Genomic DNA, 20,053 nt, shown 5'->3' on the forward strand with positions numbered 1-20,053 from the left:
ATGGGGTATCCAGAGTGCCCTCACTGCGGAGGAGGATGAGCATGCCCTCCCGCGTGGCGTGGGCCTGGCTGACGGATTCCGTGAGGCGGTCCAGGGAGCGCTTGAGCCGCAATTCATCCCCGGCGAGCAATTCGGGCTGGAGGGCGGTGAGCTCCCGCTGGGTACGGGCGAGCTGCTCCTCGGACTCGCGTCGATGCGTGTGAGCCTCCTGCAGCCTCGCGGTGCGCTCGGCATCATCGCCGTGCATCTTCACCATCTGGGCGAGCTGGGCCTCGCGGCTGGTGAGTTGATCCTTCTCCGCCTGGTGCGCCTGGTTCTGCCGCTCATGCTGGGCGGCGGCCTCACGCGCGGCGCGGCTGGCGGCGTCCAGCACACCCTTGAGTGTTATTTCCTGATGATCCAGTTCGCGGAGGCTCGCACCGGTGGTCTCGGTCAAGGCGCGGGCCCCGGCCAGATCGGCCACGGCGGGCAGATCCGCGCACGCGGCGCGGCGGCGCTCCAGCTCGGCCAGCACGCGGGCTTCCTCCTGCTCGGCAGCTGCCAGTTCGCGACCGATCTTGCCAGCGCCGAGGCCGTCGAGTTGCGCCTTGAGCGCACCGATCTCTCCCTCCTTCAACTGGCGCTGGGTGGCGACCTCCACCGCCAACTGCACGGAGTCCAGGCCGGACTCGTCCAGGTCATCCTGCAAGGCTGCGCGAGCCTTCTCCGCGCGCTGCTGGGCCTGCACCAGTGAGCTGCCACCGCCGGGATGGATGCGCAGTTTCACGCCGGAGCCGATGGCCAGCTCCGCGTCCGAGGAAATAACGCGCGACTCACCCGGGGCCAGGGGCGTGCCGCCAAGGTGGATGAGCTGATCACTGGCGAGCACCTCGATGCCTGTGGCCATGGCCTGCAACGCGGCGGCGGCCTGCATCCACTCGGTCTCCAGCTTGCGCAGGGATTTGAGCTTGGCGGCATCCACGTGCGGGAGCCGGGCCAGGGCCTGCTCCTCCTCCTTCTGCCGGGCGGCGAGGGCCTTCACCTGCTCCACCCGCTGGCGCAGGGACTCCAGCGCCTGGGACTTCTCCATCCACTCCACCTGGGTGCGGGCGGCCTCGACACGCAGGCGGGCTTCCCGCAGGGCGGCATCCAGCTTCTGGCGCTCGCCCTCGCGGTCCTGCACGAGTTTCTGAGTTTCCTCGACCCGCGCCTTCAGCGTCGTCAGCACCTGCTCCCGTGGGGCCATGGCCTCGCGGAGCTGGGTCACCTGGGTGCGGAGCTGCTCGATCTCGCTCTCGCCTTTTTGCAGATTTTCGTGGGTGGTGGCGGCATGCAGCAGCGCGGTCTGCTGGGTCGCTTGCCGTTGCTGCAGGTCTTTCACCTGGCTGAGCTGCTGGGTCACGGCCTGCAGTTCAGCGCGGAGACGTTCCAGCTCCGGTTTCGCGCTGGCCAGCACGGCCTCTGCCTGCTGGTGCTGCTGGGCGGCCTCCTCCAGCTTGCGCAACTGGGCGGCGGCCTGCGTGGCTGCCTCTTCTGCCTGCTTCACCGCGATATCAGCGCGACCCCAGTCGGACCCCACGCGGGGCTCGCCGTTTTTCGTGAACCATTCGTCCACCAGATCGCGGAAACGACCGGCCACGGCCGCGTCGGTCTCTGACTGCATGACGGCCGCGCCGCCGAGCGACTGCAGGCGGGTGAACAGCTGATCCCGCTGGGCATTGGCATACTCCACCGGCGAGCTGCCGGAGCGCCCCTGGCTGACGAGGAGGTGCGCCCACTGCTGCTCGGCCTTCTCCCCAGCGCCGCGACCGCTGATGATCTCCACGCCGAGGAGCGCGCTGAGTTTTTCCTCGGCCTCCTCCGCCTGCCAGGTGCTGCCGCCCGTCTGAGTCAGGGTGGCCGTGCCACTGGCACCGCTGAAGCGCTTGGCCAGACGGTAGTCCGTGCCCGCGATCTCGAACTCGATCTCCACCTCCGGATGCCCCTGCGAGGTGAGCGAGACCATGCTCTTCTGCGTCTCGCCGCCGCCCTTGGCCTTGAGGAAGAGGGCATAACGAGCCGCCTCCAGCAGCGTGCTCTTGCCCGCCTCATTGGGTCCGCCGATCACGTTCAGCATCGGGTCCAGCGGCACCGTCACCTCCCGGTGGACCCGGTAGTTGCGGACGGTGATGGACTTGAAGCGCATGCGGTGGGAGGGGTTTCAGGAAAGTGTTTGCGACGGTCCCGCGAGGTTCGCGTGAAGCTCCCGCAGGGCGACGCGAGCCACGGAGGCCGCGTTTTCATCCGCACCCCGGGTCAGGGCCACCAGCCGGGTCGCCACGCGGGAGATCAGCGGATCGCCCGTGCGGCGGGTCAGCGCCTCCACCTCAGCGTCGGAGGGAGCAAGGCGGGTGTCATTGGCCAGCTTCAACCGCAGCAGGCGGGACTGCCAGAGCTCCAGCAGCGTCTCCAGCCGGGTCATAGCGTCCATGCCGAGACGGCCGCTGAGTTCGAGCCTCAACAGATCCGCGCCCGAGCGTCCGGCGAGGAGCTCCTCCACGCGGGTGGCGCAGGCTTCGACATCGGCGTCGTCTTGGAAGTCCTGGGCGATATGATGCCAGCCAAAGCGGGCCGTGACCACCGGCTCCACGACCGGGGTGGCTCCGCGCTCCACGGTGACGCACAAGACGTGGCCAGGGAGATTGCCCTCCCCTTTCGGGAAACGATCGCGCTCCGGGGTGCCCGCGTACCAGGCGCTGGGCGTGATTTCCTTCATCCCATGCCAGTCGCCCAGCGCGAGGTAGTCGTAGGCCCCGGCAGGCAGGCGGTTGAGATCGAGGAAATTGGCGATGTTGGCGGGCGCTCCGTTGCCGCCACCGCTGGAGTCGTCATCATCGTCCTGGGAGCCAAAGCCCTGGATGCTGCCGTGGGCGAGGACGATGCGCGGCTTGTCGGCGGGCAGAGCTGCGGTGACTTCAGGATCGCGCAGCCACGCGGTGGGATCGGTGACCTCATGCCGCCGCAACAACGGGCATGGGAGGAGGATGGCGGAGTCCAGCTCGATGGGCTTGGGCTCCAGAAGGAGGTGCAGATTCGGCGCGAGCTGTTGCCGCGTCAGTTCAAAGAATGGCTGCGTCCACACACTGCCCACGCCCCCGTGATCGTGATTGCCCGGGATCGCATATACCGGCACACCGATTTCTTTGATCGCGCTGCACGCCGCCGCGACGGTGGACTTGGAGGGCGTGGTGGAGTCAAAGAGATCGCCCGCCACCAGGACGAACGCCGCCTTGCGCTCCCGCGCCAGGGTACCGATGCGGCGGAGCACCTCGATGCGCTCCTGCTGGAGCAGCGCCCGCTTGGTGTCATCCTCCACCCGGGCAAAGGGCTTGCCCAGTTGCCAGTCGGCAGTGTGGAGGAAGGTTGGCATTTTCGGTGAGTGGTGGGTCGGGGGGCGGTGAGTGGTAAAAGGTAAGTGGTAGGTGGGTACGGGGTGGGTCGCAAGTGGGTTCTTGGTGCTTGGTTCCTGGTTGGGGTGGTGGGTGGCTTGGGGGATTTGAGAGGAAGCGTGAGCAGCGCAATGACGTGCCCCTGCTGCCTGATGAAGATCGCGCCGTGGTTGGAGTACCGACTTCAGTCGGCGTATTGGAAACGGTGATGGGTTTGCGACGCGTTCAGAGTATGCGACTGAGCCGACTAAAGTCGGTACTCCAACCACGGCGCGGACGACATGAGATAGTTAGATGAGACTATCGCGCTGGTGAAGATGCTGGGGAGCGCAGACGGCCCGACCTCCCACCGCGATTTTACGCTCGACTCCGCCAACACCAACAGGGATGATTCTCATCAAAATGGACCTCCCCGACCTCTGAAAGAAACTTTTGAAGAATATGAAATGTCCCCCGGGAAGTTTGGGATGATCAAGCTCAGGGAGGAGTAGCAAAGCACTCACCACGGGATATGACCGAGCACGACCTTGCCAGAATCGAGGAAACCTTGGGCATCCGGATGCCGCCGGACTATCGGCGGTTCATTCTCTCAAAGTAGAGTCATCAATTGCCCGGACTTTTCCTGGATGCTGACCAGATCATTTCTGAAAACATGCTTCGTCGAGCCAAGAGCTGGCTGGGGCGGCCGCTCGAAAGCGTCTTCTTTGTCTTCGCACTTGATCGCGCTGGCAACGAAGTGTTTTTCGACCTGGACATTCCGAAGACACCTGTTTTTGTCGCGGATCATGTGAAACGCAATTGCCGGGTGCAGGCAAAGTCGTTCGAAGAATGGCTGTTGAAACAGGCAGACTCAGAGTAGGTGGCGGTGGGAGGGCGTGGAGATGTTGCAGAAGCTTCAGTTAGTGCCTCCTCACGTCGACAACTACGAAGGCATTTGGGGGTGATGAGGCTGAGGGGACGTTGTGTTGCCTGAGGATGATTGGGGAGGCTGATGTGGGGCGTGAGTGGAGGCGAAGGCGGTCAGGGGGATTCGGGGTTGGTCGCCGAGATGGTTGGACCTTCTGCTGTGAGGCGAACAACACCGGTTGTAGTTGTCGACGTGAGGAGGCACTAGCTGAAGGTCTGCGGGGTTGTTGCTGGGAGGATGGACAAGTGTCCAAGGTGGAATGGGGAGATGGGAGCAGCGAGGTCAAGTGTCCCTGCTGCCTTGTGAAGATCGCAGCAGGGTTGGAGTACCGACTTTAGTCGGCTCAATTGCAAAAGGTTCACACTCTCAACAGTTGGAAGCGATCCAATACGCCGCCTAAAGGCGGTACTCCAACCTTGCTGCGAATGTTATCTGGTGGTTAGATGAGACTATCGCGCTGTGGTGGTTTGGGGAGGTCGTGGGTGGATGGAGGTGGGTGGGTGTGGAGATGTTGCAGAAGCTTCAGTTAGTGCCTCCTCACGTCGACAACTACGAAGGCTTTTGGGGTGATAAGGCAGAGGGGATGTTGTGTTGCCTACGGGTGATTGGGGAGGCTGATGTGGGGCTTGAGTGGAGGCGGCAGCGGTCAGGGTGACTCGGGGCCGGTGGCGGAGGTGGTTGGGCCTTCTGCCGTGAGGCGAACAACACCGGTTGTAATTGTCGACGTGAGGAGGCACTAGCTGAAGCTTCTGTGAGGTTGGTTGCCGGGAGGGTGGACAATCGCCCAGTGTGCGGCACGGGAGATGATGGGAGCAGCGGGGTGATGGCGTGTGGAGTTCGCGGCAGGGTTGGAGTTCCGCCTTTAGGCGGGGTATTAGGAAACTTCCATGTGACGATGATATGAGGCTTCCTCGACTGAGCCGTCCCGCATGCGGGACGGAACTCCAACCACGGCGCGGACGTCTTGTGATCGTGAGAATCTGCAACTCCCCTGCTCCATCCTACCGCCGCTCGGCCAGGCTGAAGCCCGGCACTACTTTCTTTATTCTCACCGCCCCAGCGGCACGGCCATCCAGAGCGCAACGCCGGGTGCCTCGACGGTGAAGACGCATTCCCGCACGGAGCTGCCAGCGCGTGGGGTGCAGTGATACTTGGCCACGCCACCACGGACCTCGGCACTTTCATCTCCCACGGCTTTGGTTCTCCAATCGGGAGGCCAGTACAGCGTCCCCTTCCCCGTCACCGTCACTTCCACAGTGCGGCTCTCGCGGTCCACCAACTTCGCGTCCAGGGTCACGGCACTCGGTTCCAACTTCTTCGGCAGAGCATCCTCGCCCCCATCATACAACAACAACACGGGATCGTCAGAGACGCTCAAGGTCAGGGCGCCGCCCGCAGGCTCATACTGCGTCCGTACACCATCGATGCGAATCACCTCGACCGCACTCCCCGCCTTCACGCCTTTCAGCGGCAACACCACATCGGCGCGGCCTTTGTCTTTCCAGAGCACTTGCAGGCTCTTCCCGTCCCGGTCCTGGAACAGCACGGCGCGGACTCCGTCTTCGTACACCTGTTCCGCCGCGAACTTCTTGATCGCGATGGCGTTGACGGCGTTGTAATACGCGATGGCGTCCAGTCTAGGGGCGTAGTGTTTGTAACGAGAGTCGAAAACGTTGTGCGAATCCCCGGAGCTGCCGGAGGACTTGCCATCGGGATCAGGGTATAACAGGCCGAACCACGAGACGTTCTCCCCGCCAGCGGCGAAGAAGGTGGCGAACTTCTTGTACAGCTCCCCGGCGACGACGCGGCGGGTCTGGCCCTGGCTGTTGAGGCCCAGCTCGGTGGACCAGATGGGCTTCACGCAGTCGTACTTCTTCATGAGCTCGCGATACTGGCCGATGGTGCGGCGGACGTTCTCGGCGGACTCATAGATGTGGAAGTCGAAGGCATCACAATACTGGCCGTAGCCGAGCTTGAAGTACTCTTCATTGGGCTCAACCGAGGTGGCCACGACGGTGATGTCGGGAGCCACGCGCTTGACCTCCTCATACACAGCCTTGTATCCGGCGACGTTGCGCTTCACTTTCTCGCCCGTGCCGTGGGGTTCGTTGCCCAGGTTGATGATGAGCGGCCGCACGCTGCCGTACTGGGTGATGAGGTTGCGCACGCCTTCTTTCAGCGAGGTCTCGTTGTGATCGTACTTGCCGTCCTCGATGAACTTCACGGGTGTGGTGGTGAGCCAGCCCATGCCGAGCTCCTTGCACAGGTCAAGACCCGGGGCCTCCGCCTTGTAGGGCGGCTTGCTGGACCAACCACCCCAGAGGCCGCAGATGCGCACACCCAGGCGATCCGCCAAGCGGATGTATTCGGGTGGGCGGTTGTCCCAGTTGCGGCTGGTGAAGGGAATCTCCTCCGGTTTGTATTTCCTCGTTGCCGCTTCCGGCAGGATGGCCAGGGAGGTGTGATTCGTGAAAGGCTCCTGCACATCATCCAGGGCAATGGTGGCCTGCAGCTCATAGTAGCGCCCGGTCTCCAGTTTGAGCGGGGCGAGGTCCACTCGGGCGGGATAGACCAGCTTGCCGTCCTTCTTGACGGGATCGCCCAAGACGGCCTCCAGCGCAGAGCCCTGCTCAGCACCCCAGTAGTCACGCACCTGGCAGATGAGGCGTTCCTTGCCTTTGCTTAAGGGTTTGATCGCCTCCACGCTGAGGTCCACGGTGCGAGGATCCTCAGGAAACAACAGATTCCCCAGTTGCGCGGTAGTGAAGAGCACTCGCGAGATGCGGTCGTCCTTCTGCACGGAGGGGGCGAGGTAGGCGGCGCTCAGCCCGGCCAGATGCACCGTGCCGTACGTCTTCCTGAGAGTGATCTCAAACTGGGCCCGCTTGGTCCCGGGCGGGAAGGTCACGGTGGGGGTGAACGCGCGCCACTCGTGATTGCCGTAGAGATCCGCGATGGTGAAAGACTCCAGCGTCTGCCCTTTCGCGTCTAGGGACAACAGGTGCAGCACCACGCTGTATGAGTTGTCCGGTGAATAGAGGGCGGTCTGCAACTCGGCTCCGATTTTCCAGCGACCGGGGGTGGCGGGGAAGACAGGGCTTTTGGCAAAGACCGATTTGCCGACCTCCTGCATGGTCCGACCAATCCGCAGCGCAGGTTTCCCCGCCTCTTGATCCGCCGCCACATCACCCAACGTCACCCAGCCCTCCGGCAGCTTGGGGCCGCGGAAGTCACTCTTAAACGCTGGGGGCCGGGCGAAGACCTTTTGAAGGGCCTCGACCCGAATGTCTGCCAGGAGGATCTCGGGCTGCTTGTTCTGGGCATCGGATCGATCCGTCACCGAGAGGACCAGTTGTTTCAGCGGTCCGTGCCAGCGTCCATCCTTGGCCCCACCCCAGTGCTCGCCCCCGGCGTACTTGGCGGGCTCAATCTCGATCTCCTGCCACTGGCCGTCGGCCACCAGCTTGTTGCCCTTGCGCTGATGGGTCTGCCCGGAGCCATCCACGAGCTGCATGCCGAACGAGGTGGCGTTGGAGGTTTTCACCTTGAACTTCAGCACCGGGGTGTCCCGCGCATCCATCTCCTTGAGGCTGCGCACGGCGGCCACATAGGCCCCGCCTCCGGTGAAGTTCCCGGCGAGCTTCAGTTCCTTGCCATCCACCACGGTAAGCGCGCCGGTGGCCCCTTTGAACTCGGGGCCATTCGTGAAATGCCAGCCCAGCCCCTCCGCCCCCTCGTCCATGAGGCTTACCGTCTGCCGGACCTCCACGCCCGGGGTGGCGGCGGCTGGCGGGGTGATCTGCACGTCATTGAGCCAGAGCGTGCGCACCTTGGCCTCCGTCCGCTCAGACACGAGGAAATAGATGGCGGTGGCGGGACCGTGCCACTGGCCGTCCTTCGCGCCGCCCCAGGATTCATAGCGGGTGATGGAGGTGACGGCGTCTGACTGGCCGCGCTTGGCAAAGAAGCGCTCCAGCGGCAGCACCACCTGTTGCCAGTCTGACTGGGGCTCCAGCTTCACATCGAGCTGATGCGTCTGCCCGCTGCCATCGTTGATCCGCATCGTGAACCGCTCCCCGCCCGGGCTCTTCACCCAGAGGCTGAGTTCCTGGATGTCCACTTTATCGATCTTGCGCCCGGTCACCACGTACTTGCCGCCCTTGGTGAAGTCCCCCACGAGCTTCAAGGTCGGCTTCCCCTCCCGCGCATTCTCCGCATCCACACTGAGCGCCCCCTTCGCCCCCGGGAACTCCTGACCGTTGGCAAACGTCCAGCCCGCGTCCGGCTGGTTCGCGGAAATCAAAGAGACGGGTTCCTGAGCGGGCAGAGAGCCTAGCGCGAGGAAGAGGCCCAGCGGGAGGAGGAAGCGGGTGGGCGAGAACATGTGGAAAGGTAAAACTTCAAAATTCAAACGACAAACTTCAAATCCGGACCGGGGAGGCAGGACGCTTTCCGGACTCAGACATTCCTAATTCATCATTCCTAATTCCTAATTTTTGCCTCACCAGTCGCGGACCTTCTGATTCTGCTTCAGATCCTTGAACTGGCCCTCGCTCTTGTCGGCGGCGCGGATCTCGCTGAAGCTCAGGACGGGCTTCATGGGGGTGAGGTTGCTGTCCTGCTGGGCGGGCTGCTCGGCGGGTTCGCCGGGCATGGGCTCGCCAGCGACTTGGGCGGACTCACCGGGGCCGGGTTTCTGGCCGGGTCCTTGATTCTGCTTCTGGTCCAGGGCGGCGCGCAGGGCGTCCAGTTGATCCAGCGCCTGCTGCTGCAGGGCTTGGGCTTCGTTCTCACCGGGGCGCAGGGCATCCGCCTGGGCGAAGTTCTGCGCGGCCTTCTCCAGGTGGCCGATGTTCTCCCGCATCTCTGAGGCGGTGGGTTCTGCCGGGGTGCCGGGGGCGGCGGTGGGTTCAGGTGCGTTCGGCTTGTTTCCTTTACCCTTCTGCGGGGGCTTCTCGCCTGAGGCCTGGGCCATCTCCTTCTTTCCGGATTCCGTGAGCGCCTTGGCCAGGGCGGACTCAGACTGGGCGAGCTTCTCCTTGGCCGGGGCGTTCTCGGGGTTGATCTCCAGGGCCTTCTGGTAGTTCTGCACGGCCTCGGTGAAGTTCCCCGCCGCGCTTTCCGGCTGGGTCTGCGCCTGCTTGTCGCCGTTGGCCTTGGCCATGTCCGCGTACTCCATGTGGGCGGCCTCGAGTTGTTTCATCACCTCCGCCTTCAGGTTTTGCGCCCGTTGGTTGGTCTCCTCAAACGCGAGGGCCTTGTCCACCTTGGTGAGGGCATCGTTCAGGGTGTTCTGGCGTTTCTTGACCTCGCCCTGGTTCGGCCCTTTCTCCGGCTTGGCGGGCGGCTGCATGGCCTGCTGCATCTTGGCCTCGGCCTTGTCCGTCAGCGCATTGGCCACCTGGTTGCGGAAGGCGTCGTGCTCCTGAGCGAGCTCCTTGTCCTTGGGCGCCTGTTCCCGCGCCTGCTCATAGCGTTCATTCGCAGCGGTGTTGAGCTTCTCCTGCTCCTTGCCCTCCTTGTCTTTCTCCGGGTTCACCTGCTCCGCCTTGGCGCGCAGCTCGCGGGCTTGATCGCGCAACTGCTCCGCCAGCTTCTTGCGGGTGTCCTCCAGCTTCTGTTCCGCATCCTTGTTCTTGGGATTGAGCTGGGTCACCCGCTCCAGGGAGAAGACGGCCTTGGTCAGTTCATTGATCTTGGATTCCGTGGACTTGGACTTCTCCGCACTGGAGATGAAGGAATCCGCCAGATTCATGAGCACGCTTTCCAGCCGCTCCCGCGCCACCTGCAGATTGTGCTCGGTGGTGCTCGAGGACTTCACGGCCAGGGCGCTCTCATAGGTCTCCACCGAGCGCTCCCACGCGACGGAGGCGCCCATGCGGTTGCCCGTCTTCAGCAGCGTCTTGCCGAGCTGGTACTGCGCATTCCCCATCTGCACCAGGGCCTGGGCGCGCACCCGTTTCTCCGGGCTGGAGGTCGCCTCCGCAAAGGCGTCCACGGCATCCTGCCACTGCCCGGCGGCATAGGAGGCGATGCCGAGGTTGTACACCACATAGTAGTCGTTGGGGTCTTTCTGCGCGGCGGCGCGGAGCAGCTCCGCGGCCTCGGGGGCCTTCCCCTGCGCGATCAACTCCCCGCTCTGGGTGACGAGCCGGACCAGGGCGGACTCGGCGGCGTGCAGGCCGGGGTTCGAGCCCCCAACGAGCAGTCCGGCGATGAGGAGGGTGAGGGCGGCCTTGCGCCGGCGGACGTTGCGGTTGGGCTTCCTGGACATGGCGGTGGCGGGTGGGGCGGCAGCGGGCTCTGGCAGGGTCACAATGGAACGGGCTTTCTCCGGGTGTTTCTTGCGGGTGCTGAGCATCATTTCCCAGAGGAGGAGGGCGATCACGAGGGCGAGCGGGATCTGGTAGAGATCGTCGTACTGCTGGAGGTTGAACGTCTCCGTGCGGCGGGCCAGCGTGGCCAGGGCCTGGGAGTAGAGGCTGTCCCACGTTTCGCCGTCCGGGGTGAAGTGGAAGTACCGCCCCCCGCCCATGGCGGCGATGGCCCGGAGGGAGCGCTCATCCAGGCGGCTGTGCGCGGTGACACCGTAGTCATCCCGCACGAGGGCCTTGGGCGGCTTGGTGAAGTCCGGCTTGGGGTCCTTCTCCGGCACCTTGCCGCCCTCCAGCGTGCCCACGCCCATGGTGAAGAAGGTGATCTTGTGCTGCTGCGCGGCCTCGGTGACCGCAGCGGCGACTTCGCCCTCCAGGTTCTCGCCATCGCTCACGAGCACCACCACCTTGCGCTTCACCTCGCCGGCATCCAGCGCCTTTACCGCCACCTGCACGGCCATGGGGATGTTCGTCCCACCTTTGGAAATCGACGTAGGCCCGGTCTGGGAGAGCACCTCTCTCAAGGCGGTGTAGTCATTGGTGAGCGGGGCCTGCACAAAGGCGTCCCCTGCCATGACGATGAGGCCGATGCGGTCGCCGTGGCGCGTCTTGAGCCAGTCCGCCAGCTCGGCCTTCACGGCCTCCAGCCGGTTGGGCGTGACATCGCGAACCAGCATGCTCTTGGACACATCCAGCACGATGAAGAACTCTGAGCCGGTCTGGTCTGCCGCATCCGGCCGCGGGCCCCACACGGGCCGGGCCACGGTGACCGCCAGCAGGCACAGCGCGGCGGCAAAGAGCACCGCCTTCCGCCGGCGCGCCGCGGGATCCAGCGAGCGCAGGATGCTGCCCTGCCGGTTCAGCGGGCCGAAGAGCGCCATCTTCTGCTGCGCCCGGCGCCGGGCATGACGCCAGAGGAGGATGCTGGAAACTACCAGCAGCGGCACCAGCAGGAGGACAAGGGGGTGGGCAAATTTCATGGGGTGCGCAGCCAGAAGGTGTTCCCCGCCACCCACTCCAGCAGCAGGAGCAGCGCGCCGGGCAGGATGAACCAGAGGAAGAGTTCGTTAAAAAGCATGTGACGGCGGTCGTCGATCTCCCGCTTCTCCATGCGGTCGATCTGGCGGTAGATCTGCAGGAGGGAGCCGGTGTCAGAGGCCTGGAAATACTGGCCGCCCGTGATGGTGGCCACCTGGCTGAGGGGGCTCTTCAGCGCGGCCTGGGCGCGGATGTTGCGCAGGTTCATGATCTCCAGCGCGTAGATGCGCACGCCTTTCTTCTTCGCGTACTCGGCAGCCACCAGGGGGTTGGTCCCCGTGTTGTTCTGTCCGTCCGTGACCAGCACCATCACCTTGGAGCGGCCGGAGTTTTCCTCCAGCTTGTTCACCCCGCTGATGATGCCGTCCCCGATAGCGGTGCCGTCCTTGAGCTGGACGAACTTGAACACGTCCTTGATCCAGTTCGCGTCCGTGGTGAGGGGGCTGAGGGTGTAGGTGTTCGACGCGAAGCCGACCATACCAAACCGGTCGGTCTTCCGCGCATCCACGAACTCGGAGATGGCGCGCACCAGCGCCTCGCGGCGGGAGATCTTCTGGTTCCCCACCATGAAGTCCTTCTCATCCATGGAGCCGGAGACATCGCAGGTGAGCATGATGTCGATGCCCTTCGTGGGATCATCCTGCTCCCCCTGCGGCACGCGAGGGCGGGCCAGGGCGAGGATGAGGCAAAGCAGGGCGAGCAGACGCATGAGCCAGAGCAGACGCCCCGGCTGGCTGAGCCGCGGGCGGCCCAGGCTCACGAGCAGGCTGGTGGAGGAGTGCGTGACGGCGGCCCCCAGGCCGGGACGCCCGACCCGCCAGGCCCAGTACCCCAGCAGGGGCAGGAGCAGCAGCCACCAGGGCTGGCCGAAGCTGAAGGTGAGAGGTGAGGGAAGGACGGCGACGCTCATGCAGCGGGGGTGGCGGAGGGGCCGGGGGCGTTTTCTTCAAGTTGTTTCCTCTCCACCGGGGCGGCGGGGCGGCTGGCGGTATCATCGATGAAGGTCTCCGCCGTGGTGTGCAGCACCTCCATGCGGGGTGGCTGGAGGTGGGCCAGGGCGAACTTCACGCGGTCGCACTGCTGGAGGAAGCCGGCCAGGCTCTCCCGCCAGCGAGGGTCGAGCTGGGCGCCACGCTCTGCCTCAAAGAGGAACTCCTCTGTGGAGAGGCTGGGAGCCTTGAGGCCGAAGCGGGCCTCGATGTACTCGCGCAGGATCGAGGAAACCTCCAGGACGAACTCCTGGTGCCGTCCCTCCGCGATGAGGTGGCGGATGGCGGCGAGCCGCTGGCGGGCGTGGACCTCCGGCGGCACCGCCGGGTGCTGGAAGGGCAGCTTGTGCGCACGGTGGAGCCGCAGGAGGAGCCAGCCGAGCGCCAGCGCGATGGCGAGCGCGCCCACGGTGGGCCAGACCCAGGCCCAGGGCTGGGGTGGGAGGAGGAGGGTGATGTCTTCGATGATTTCGGGTCCCGGTTCGTTCATGGCCATGGAGATCAGGCGTAGGAGCTGCGCGCGAGGATGCGGCGCTCGAAGAAGTTCTGGAGTTCGATGAGATAAGGCTGGTCCGTGGCGGCCTCGATGAGGTCCAGCCCGGCCCGCTGGAGCATGCGGCGGCGGTTTTCCTTCTGCGCCAGGGCAGCCTCCCGGTAGCGGGACTGCACGGCGGGGTCGCTGGTGTTTACCTCAATGACCTCGCCCGTCTCCGCGTCCTCCATGGTGACCCAGCCGGCATCCGGCAGCGTGGTCTCGCTGGGGTCCGAGATCTGCACGGCGATCACGTCGTGCCGCTGGTTCGTGATCTTGAGCGCCTTTTCATAGCCCTGATCGATGAAGTCAGAGATGAGGAAGACGATGGCGCGTCGGGGAAAGACGTGGTTCACAAAGTGCAGCGCCTGCTGGCAGGAGGTGCGGGTGCCCTCCGGCTCATAGAAGAGGATCTCGTGGATGAGGCGGAAGACATGGGCCCGCCCCTTCCGCGCGGGGATGAACTGCTCCACCTCATCGGTGAAGAGGCCCAGGCCCACGCGATCGCTGTTGCGCATGGCGCTGAAGGCGAGCACGGAGGCGATCTCCGCGGCGAGGTCCCGCTTGGACTGCACGCCGGTGCCGATGACGCCGGAGGCGCTGACGTCCACCAGGATGACCATGGTGAGCTCGCGCTCCTCACGGTATTTCTTGATGTGCGTGACCCCGGTGCGGGCGGAGACGTTCCAGTCGATGGTGCGCACGTCATCGCCGATCTGGTACTCGCGCACTTCTTCGAAGTCCATGCCGCGCCCCTTGAAGGCGGAGTGGTAGGCACCGGCCAGCATCTCCTGGGCGAGCCGGTTGGTCCGCACCTCGATCTGGCGGATCTTGCGTAGGTATTCCCTGGGGATCATGGGCGAGGAAATAAAGACGTCGGGCTGCCGCGGGCTCGATCAGGGCACCTGCACCTTCTCCAGGATCCAGTTCACCAGCTGGGTGCTGGTGACTTCCTCCGCCTCGGCCTCGTAGGTGCGGAGAATGCGGTGGCGCAGCACGTCCATGGCCACGCTGCGCACATCCAGCGGGGTCACATAGGCGCGGCCGTTGATGAAGGCGTGCGCACGTGAGGCGAGGGTGAGATTGATGGTGGCACGTGGGGAGGCGCCGTAGCGGATGAGGCCCTCCAGCTTGGGGTCCAAGGACTTCGCGTCCCGCGTGGCGAGCACGAGGCGCACGATGTAGTTCTTGATCTTGGGATCGAGGTAAACACGGTTGGCCAACGCGCGGAGCTGCACGATGGTGTCCAGGTCCGCCACGGGGGCGACGGTGGGCTTGGCCCCAGTGGTGCCCATGATCTCCAGGATGCGGGTCTCATCCTCCAGGGTGCCGTAGTCCACCTCCACCTTCAGCATGAAGCGGTCCACCTGCGCCTCGGGCAGCGGGTAGGTGCCCTCCTGCTCCACAGGGTTCTGCGTGGCCAGCACGAGGAAGGGCTCCGGCAGCGGGTGGGTCTCATCCCCCAGGGTCACCTGATGCTCCTGCATGGCCTCCAGCAGGGCGCTCTGCACCTTGGCCGGAGCGCGGTTGATCTCATCCGCGAGGATCAGGTTGGCAAAGATGGGCCCCTTCCGCGTGGTGTACTGCTGGGTCTGGGGGTTGAAGATGAGCGTGCCGATGATATCTGACGGCAGCAGGTCCGGCGTGAACTGGATGCGACGGAAAGCGCCCTGAATGCTGCTGGCGAGCGCCTTGATGATGGTGGTCTTGGCCAGGCCCGGCACCCCCTCCAGCAGCACGTGGCCATCGGAAAGGAGGCCGATGAGGAGGCGCTCCACCACGTAGCGCTGGCCCACCACGACCTTGCTGATCTCCTCCATGATGGCCGGGATCCACCGGGAGGCCTCAGCGATCTGCTCCCCCAAGGCCTGGAGTTCGGCTTCCGTGGTGATGCCAGGTTGGAGGTCGGGAGTGTAGTCGGCAGCGGTCATTTCAATTAGGAATTTTGAATTAGGAATGAGGAATGCCTTAGGCCAGGGGTCGGAGGAAGTTGGAAGCTGTTGGAGTTCCGCCTTTAGGCGGTCAGGAGAACCGGAGGCTGGCGGCTGGGCTTGAAGTTTGATCCTTGAATTTTGAAGTTTGGCTTTTGGCTTTTGAACCTTTGCCTTTCACCCGAACGCACGACCTCCTGGTATTTTCTTGCCGCTCTTCCCAAAATCCCTCTTTCGGGTGATCCTGTAGAAACGCCCTTGCGGGTTACGTTTCCCTCCTGCTTTGCGCCTCCGCCCCCCCATTTCCCCGGTCCCTCTGCTCCTGGCGGCATTTGTCCTCCTGGCGGGGATGGCGTTGCCTGCGGCGGCGCCCAAGGAAAAAGAGGTGAAGCCGGTGCCGCCGATCTCAAAAGTGAGCCAGATGCGCCTGCTCACGCGGGAGGAGGCGGCGCGTCGCCAGCCGGTGAAGCTGCGCGGGGTGGTGATGTGGCAGAGCGCGCGGGATGACTCCTTTGTCCTGCACGATGGCTGGGCGGGGGTGCTGGTGCAGCTCACGGATGATCGGGGACGCCGCATCTGGGAGGGGCCGCCGCCGGTCAAGAGCGACACGGAACCGGGGGCGGTGATCGAGCTGGAGGGGGTGACGGATGTGGGCGGCTACTCGCCCAACGTGCTGGCCCGCACCTACACGCGGGTGGGCACGGGGAACATCCCCAAAGGGCGCGCCACGGAGCTGACGGAGCTCTTTGCCGGGATCAAGGACTCCCAGCGGGTGCTGATCTCCGGCGTGGTTCAAGGAATTCACCCGCCCACGGCCACGGCCAGCGGCACGCTCATGCTCTCCCGCATGGGGCACGTCATCCCCGTGCAGGTGGAGGACTGGACGGCCATCCAGGAGAAGGAGCTGGTGGACGCCCGTGTGCGGGTGGAGGGAATCTTTTCCCCGCCGTCGAATCTGCGCGCGGAGATGCTGGACCTGCGCATCAAGATCATGGGACGGCAGGACATCGAGGTGCTGACCCCGCCGCCGGCGGATCCCTTTGCGCGGCCGAAAGTTCCCTTGAACCGCCTCCAGCTCTTCACGGCCAAGGGCAATGAGATCAATCGCAAGATCACCAGCGGCATCGTGAACTTCAGCGCGCCGGGGCAGTTCTTCTTCATGCAGGAGGGGAACACGGGTGTGAAGGTGCAGTGGGCCGGGGAACCGCCCACGGTGGGCACGCGGGTGGAGGTGGCGGCCTTTGTGGACATGAGCCGCCTGGTGGCCTCCATGAGCGGGGCGGTGGTGCGCCCGCTGGATCGCGCGGCGCTGCCGGATCCGCCGGAGGTGACGGCGGGTGAGATCTTGAACCCGCCCCGACGGGCGAGGCCGCAGGAGGTGGCCAATGACTATGACGGTCGCGAGGTGCGCCTGCGCGGCGTGCTGCGCCGGGTGGAGGTGTCGACGGTGTCGACGGTGTCGGCGGCTGCCCTGGTGAGCGGCGAACCGGGAACCTGGCAGCTGGAGGTGGAGTCCGGGCGGCGGCACTTCCCCGCGACGCTCCTGGTGCCGCGTGGCGGATCGCAGGCCCTGCCGGGGAACTGGGTGGAGGGTGCGCAGGTGCAGCTCACGGGCGTGTGCGAGCTGAACTTTGAGCGCAAGGCGGGGTTTGAGGCACCGGTTATTTCCACGTTCCGCCTCTGGCTGCGGGATGTGGATGATGTGCAGGTGCTGAGCACGCCGTCCTGGTGGACCTCGACAAGGCTGACGGCCGCGCTCATCTCTGCCCTGGTGGTGCTGCTGCTGGCGGCGGCCTGGATTTCTGCTCTGCGTCGTGCCGTGCGGCGTCGCACAGAGAAGCTGGAGGAGATGATGCGCCTGCATCGCAATTCCGAGCTGGAGTACGAGGCGGCGCTGAAGGAGCGCCAGCGGCTGGCGGCAGATCTGCACGACGGACTGCAGCAGATGATTGCCGGGGCGGCTTTCCGCCTGGAGGCGGCGGTGGACCAGCTCCCGGACATCACGGAGGACGCGGAGGAGGAGCTCACGGCGGCGCGCCGCGCGATCCTGCACACGCAATCCGGGCTGAGGGACTTTCTCTGGGGTCTGCGCCATGTGGAGGACGGGCCGCATGATTTCGCGGGGCTGCTGCGCCATGCGGTGAACTCCATGGAGCATCTGCCGGGCGCGCAGGTGGCGGTGCAGAGCAGCGGCACGCCGGTGGAGCTCTCCCGCGATGTGATGGGCAACCTCCTGCTGCTCATGCAGGAGGCGGTGGCCAATGCCTTCCACCACGGCCAGGCCACCCAGGTGGAGGTGACGCTGGACTACTGCAGCGATTTCCTTGAACTGCGCATCATGGACAACGGCCGCGGTTTCGACGTCGCCACCGTGCCCGGCACGCGGGAGGGGCACTTCGGCCTGGTGGGTATGAAGGAGCGTATGCAGCGGCTGGGCGGCACGCTGCATCTGTACAGCACGCCCGGCAGTGGCACCTGTGTGACGGTGCGGCTACCCTTAGGCCGGGCGCGGGCGACGGTCGCTGCGTCCGCGGCGGCGGTGGTCGAGACTGACGCCACTTCCATTTCCGCGGAAGAGCCCTCCCCTGCTCCGCTCCTGCTACCCAAGCCGGTCAACGGTTGATCTGTTTTTTCATGAACCCCCTCACCTTTTCCAGCACCAACGCTGATTCCGTACGCCTCCTCATTGTGGATGACCATGCCGTGGTACGGGAGGGGCTGGAGGCGATGCTGCGTCGCGATCCCCTCTTTGAGAGCATCACCACCGCGGCCTCGGGGAGAGAGGCGCTGCAACTCTGCGCGGCGGACCCTGAGAAACCGCAGGTGGTGCTGCTGGATGTGCGCATGCCGGAGCAGGACGGGTTCACCGTGCTGGAAGTGTTGCAGCGTGAGCATCCGCAGGTGCGCGTGATCATGCTCTCTGCCAGCGCCACGAGCGCCGAGGTCACCCTGGCGCGTCGGCTGGGGGCTTCTGGGTATGTTTCCAAAACCACCGACCGCCAGTCCCTGGTGGCGGTGATCCGCACCGTGGCCCGGGGCGGCACCAGCTTTGCCTCCCAAGCCCCCGTGCAGGGCGAGGCGCTGAATGCCCTCAGCGCCCGCGAACTGGAGGTGCTGAGGCACTTGGGCCGTGGGATGTCGAACTCGGATCTGGGGCGGATCCTGGGAGTGAGTGAGCACACGATCAAGAGCCACCTGAAGGCCGTGTTCGGCAAACTGGGCGTGGCAGATCGCGCGGAGGCGGTGGCCCGGGCGTATGAGCTGGGATTGGTACCGTTAGAACGGTGAGTGGTGGAGAGCTGGCTTTGGAAGCTGTTTGTAGTTCAAACTTTAGTTTGCCTCAGTGCATCTGGGGCAAGGCGGCCTGAGCAAACTGCTATGAGGGTTGGGGTCAAGTTATGAGTGGCGTCTTTCTGATTTTTTGTTTTGCTCCCTGACTTGGGGTTCAAGATTGTCTTGTTGGAACGGCATCCTCCAGCGATTCAAGGCAGTTTCCACACTGCTAACAACCTGCTATCCGCACATGACCTCGTGGGATCAGTGCATTATACGTCATGCGTGAGCTGGAGGAACGGGTGGCGGCTCAATCTAAAGTCCGGACAGTGTTCACTGCCCCGTTTGCTCTACGAGCACGCCACACCGTTCCAAATGGGTTAGTTGGGATAGTCCGTGGTTAGTTCACATGCTTTGCCAGGAGGTCGCTCTTTGTTCGTGATTGGGGATGGAGTTCATCGGGGGGGCGGTCATTGACCAGGCTCCAGCCCAGGTCAGCAAGCGTGGCCCGCCGGTGTTCAATCGCCACAGGTCCACCGCCAGACCCCGAGCCAGTTCCACCGTGATCTTCTTCTTGAGGCCTGGCCTCTTCCCGTTGAGCGTCAGTGCTGCTTCTCTTTGACTTTCAGCAGCCGCTTCCACCAAAGCAGTGCGCAAACACCGGTTGCCGTGTTTGTTGATGGACCCAAGCCGGCGCGAACCACCCGAGCTGTGTTCGCTGGGACATAGCCCGGTGTAGCTGGATACCTGTCGACGATTGTTGAATCGCTGCCAGTCAAGCACCTCGTTGTTGACAATCCGCTCGCTGAGTTCTCCCAGCCCCTTGGGACGTCGCATGGCAGGCCCAGCCAGCGCTTCAATCTGCTGGGTGCATCCAGCAATGCCTCGCTCAAGGGTCATGAGAACCTCGCGCAAGCAGCCCAGGATCGCCACCAGCCACTGGGGCAGTTGTTTGAGCAACGCTTCCCATACTTTGGGTCTCCACCAGTGACGTCCCAGCTCCACGCCCTGGGTCAGCGCCCTTCCCCAGCCTTGAGCCCGGATGCGTCGCACCTCCCTGACCAGATCTCCCGGTGTCGCGACAATGCCCGGCGCTGCTCTTGTTCCTCCCGGGGGCACTCGCACCACGGCCGGGGCCTTGTTGTTGCCTTCGACGTACCGGGCCAGGCCCTCAACCAAGGCACAGGCGTCACGCCCGTCGGTTTTGACCCTGCTTCCATGCTGGTCCCAGTTCTGAGGGCGTACCACCAGACATTCAACACCAGTGCGCTCCAGATGCCTTTGCAGCGTGTAACCAAAAGGCCCCGCTTCATAACAACAAACCACCTTTTCGGCCAGGGCCTGCTGTTTGACCACCCAGAGCTGAAACTCAGCGGGAGTAAAGCGCTGCGCGGGCTGGGGTGCCGCCCCGTCCACTTTGCGACAGACCACCTGCTGATGCAGGTGAACATCCACACCGAGATAAATAACTCCAGCCTTCTTGGGGGAGCGGACAGCCCCAGAGGCAGCCTGGTGGCCAGACGCGAATTTTGAGGTAGGTTGTGAAGCCATGGGGTTGGCAAGGATGTACGTTTTCATAACTCTCCATCGCATCGCTCGGCT

General features: G+C 64.4%; 12 protein-coding genes. 3 read left to right on the top strand and 9 right to left on the bottom strand.

Going from position 1 to position 20,053, the window contains the following annotated elements; translation table 11 throughout:
* Both BV034_RS27970 and BV034_RS27975 read right to left on the bottom strand, forming a co-directional pair.
* A partial coding sequence (locus tag BV034_RS27970; protein WP_050030248.1) for an AAA family ATPase occupies positions 1–2,164 on the bottom strand: 2,164 nt, incomplete at its 3' end.
* A gap of 15 nt (positions 2,165–2,179) precedes the next feature.
* The gene (locus BV034_RS27975; RefSeq protein ID WP_050030249.1) at positions 2,180–3,388 is read right to left on the bottom strand and encodes a DNA repair exonuclease; all 1,209 of its coding nucleotides are present in this window, start codon (positions 3,386–3,388) and stop codon (positions 2,180–2,182) included.
* Positions 3,389–4,059: 671 nt separating this feature from the next.
* Here BV034_RS27975 and BV034_RS27980 point away from each other — a divergent pair.
* A complete protein-coding gene (locus BV034_RS27980; RefSeq protein ID WP_265593554.1) occupies positions 4,060–4,266 on the top strand; it encodes a hypothetical protein in 207 nt (68 codons plus the stop codon).
* Positions 4,267–5,362: 1,096 nt separating this feature from the next.
* Here the strand turns inward: BV034_RS27980 and BV034_RS27985 are convergent.
* The 6 genes from BV034_RS27985 to BV034_RS28010 form a co-directional block, all read right to left on the bottom strand.
* Positions 5,363–8,698 carry a hypothetical protein gene (locus BV034_RS27985; protein WP_050030251.1) on the bottom strand — a complete coding sequence of 1,112 codons (3,336 nt, stop codon included), beginning with the start codon at positions 8,696–8,698 and terminating at the stop codon, positions 5,363–5,365.
* 117 nt (positions 8,699–8,815) lie between these two features.
* Positions 8,816–11,668 (bottom strand): VWA domain-containing protein, encoded by a 2,853-nt coding sequence (locus tag BV034_RS27990; protein WP_050030252.1) that lies wholly within the window; start codon positions 11,666–11,668, stop codon positions 8,816–8,818.
* Positions 11,665–12,636: a VWA domain-containing protein gene (locus tag BV034_RS27995; protein WP_050030253.1), complete on the bottom strand. Its 972-nt coding sequence runs from the start codon at positions 12,634–12,636 to the stop codon at positions 11,665–11,667. Before BV034_RS27995 ends, BV034_RS27990 begins: the two co-directional genes overlap by 4 nt.
* Complete coding sequence (locus BV034_RS28000) at positions 12,633–13,211, bottom strand: hypothetical protein (protein WP_050030254.1); 579 nt, start codon at positions 13,209–13,211, stop codon at positions 12,633–12,635. Before BV034_RS28000 ends, BV034_RS27995 begins: the two co-directional genes overlap by 4 nt.
* A 5-nt stretch (positions 13,212–13,216) precedes the next feature.
* Positions 13,217–14,104, bottom strand: coding sequence for a DUF58 domain-containing protein (locus BV034_RS28005; protein WP_038165339.1), 888 nt, complete (start codon positions 14,102–14,104; stop codon positions 13,217–13,219).
* Positions 14,105–14,143: 39 nt separating this feature from the next.
* The gene (locus BV034_RS28010; protein WP_050030255.1) at positions 14,144–15,178 is read right to left on the bottom strand and encodes an AAA family ATPase; all 1,035 of its coding nucleotides are present in this window, start codon (positions 15,176–15,178) and stop codon (positions 14,144–14,146) included.
* 283 nt (positions 15,179–15,461) lie between these two features.
* On the opposite strand from BV034_RS28010, the gene BV034_RS28015 reads away from it, so the two are divergent.
* Together BV034_RS28015 and BV034_RS28020 are read left to right on the top strand one after the other, a co-directional pair.
* Entirely contained in the window at positions 15,462–17,801 is a 2,340-nt protein-coding gene (locus BV034_RS28015; RefSeq protein ID WP_050030256.1) for a sensor histidine kinase, read from the top strand.
* An 11-nt stretch (positions 17,802–17,812) separates the two neighbouring features.
* On the top strand, positions 17,813–18,466 hold the full coding sequence (locus BV034_RS28020; protein ID WP_050030257.1) for a response regulator transcription factor: 654 nt from the start codon (positions 17,813–17,815) through the stop codon (positions 18,464–18,466).
* A gap of 390 nt (positions 18,467–18,856) precedes the next feature.
* Here the strand turns inward: BV034_RS28020 and BV034_RS28025 are convergent.
* Positions 18,857–20,053: transposase (locus BV034_RS28025; RefSeq protein WP_265593555.1), on the bottom strand; the 1,197-nt coding region annotated here is incomplete at its 5' end.

The organism is Verrucomicrobium sp. BvORR034 (genome assembly GCF_000739635.1).
GTDB lineage: Bacteria > Verrucomicrobiota > Verrucomicrobiia > Verrucomicrobiales > Verrucomicrobiaceae > Verrucomicrobium.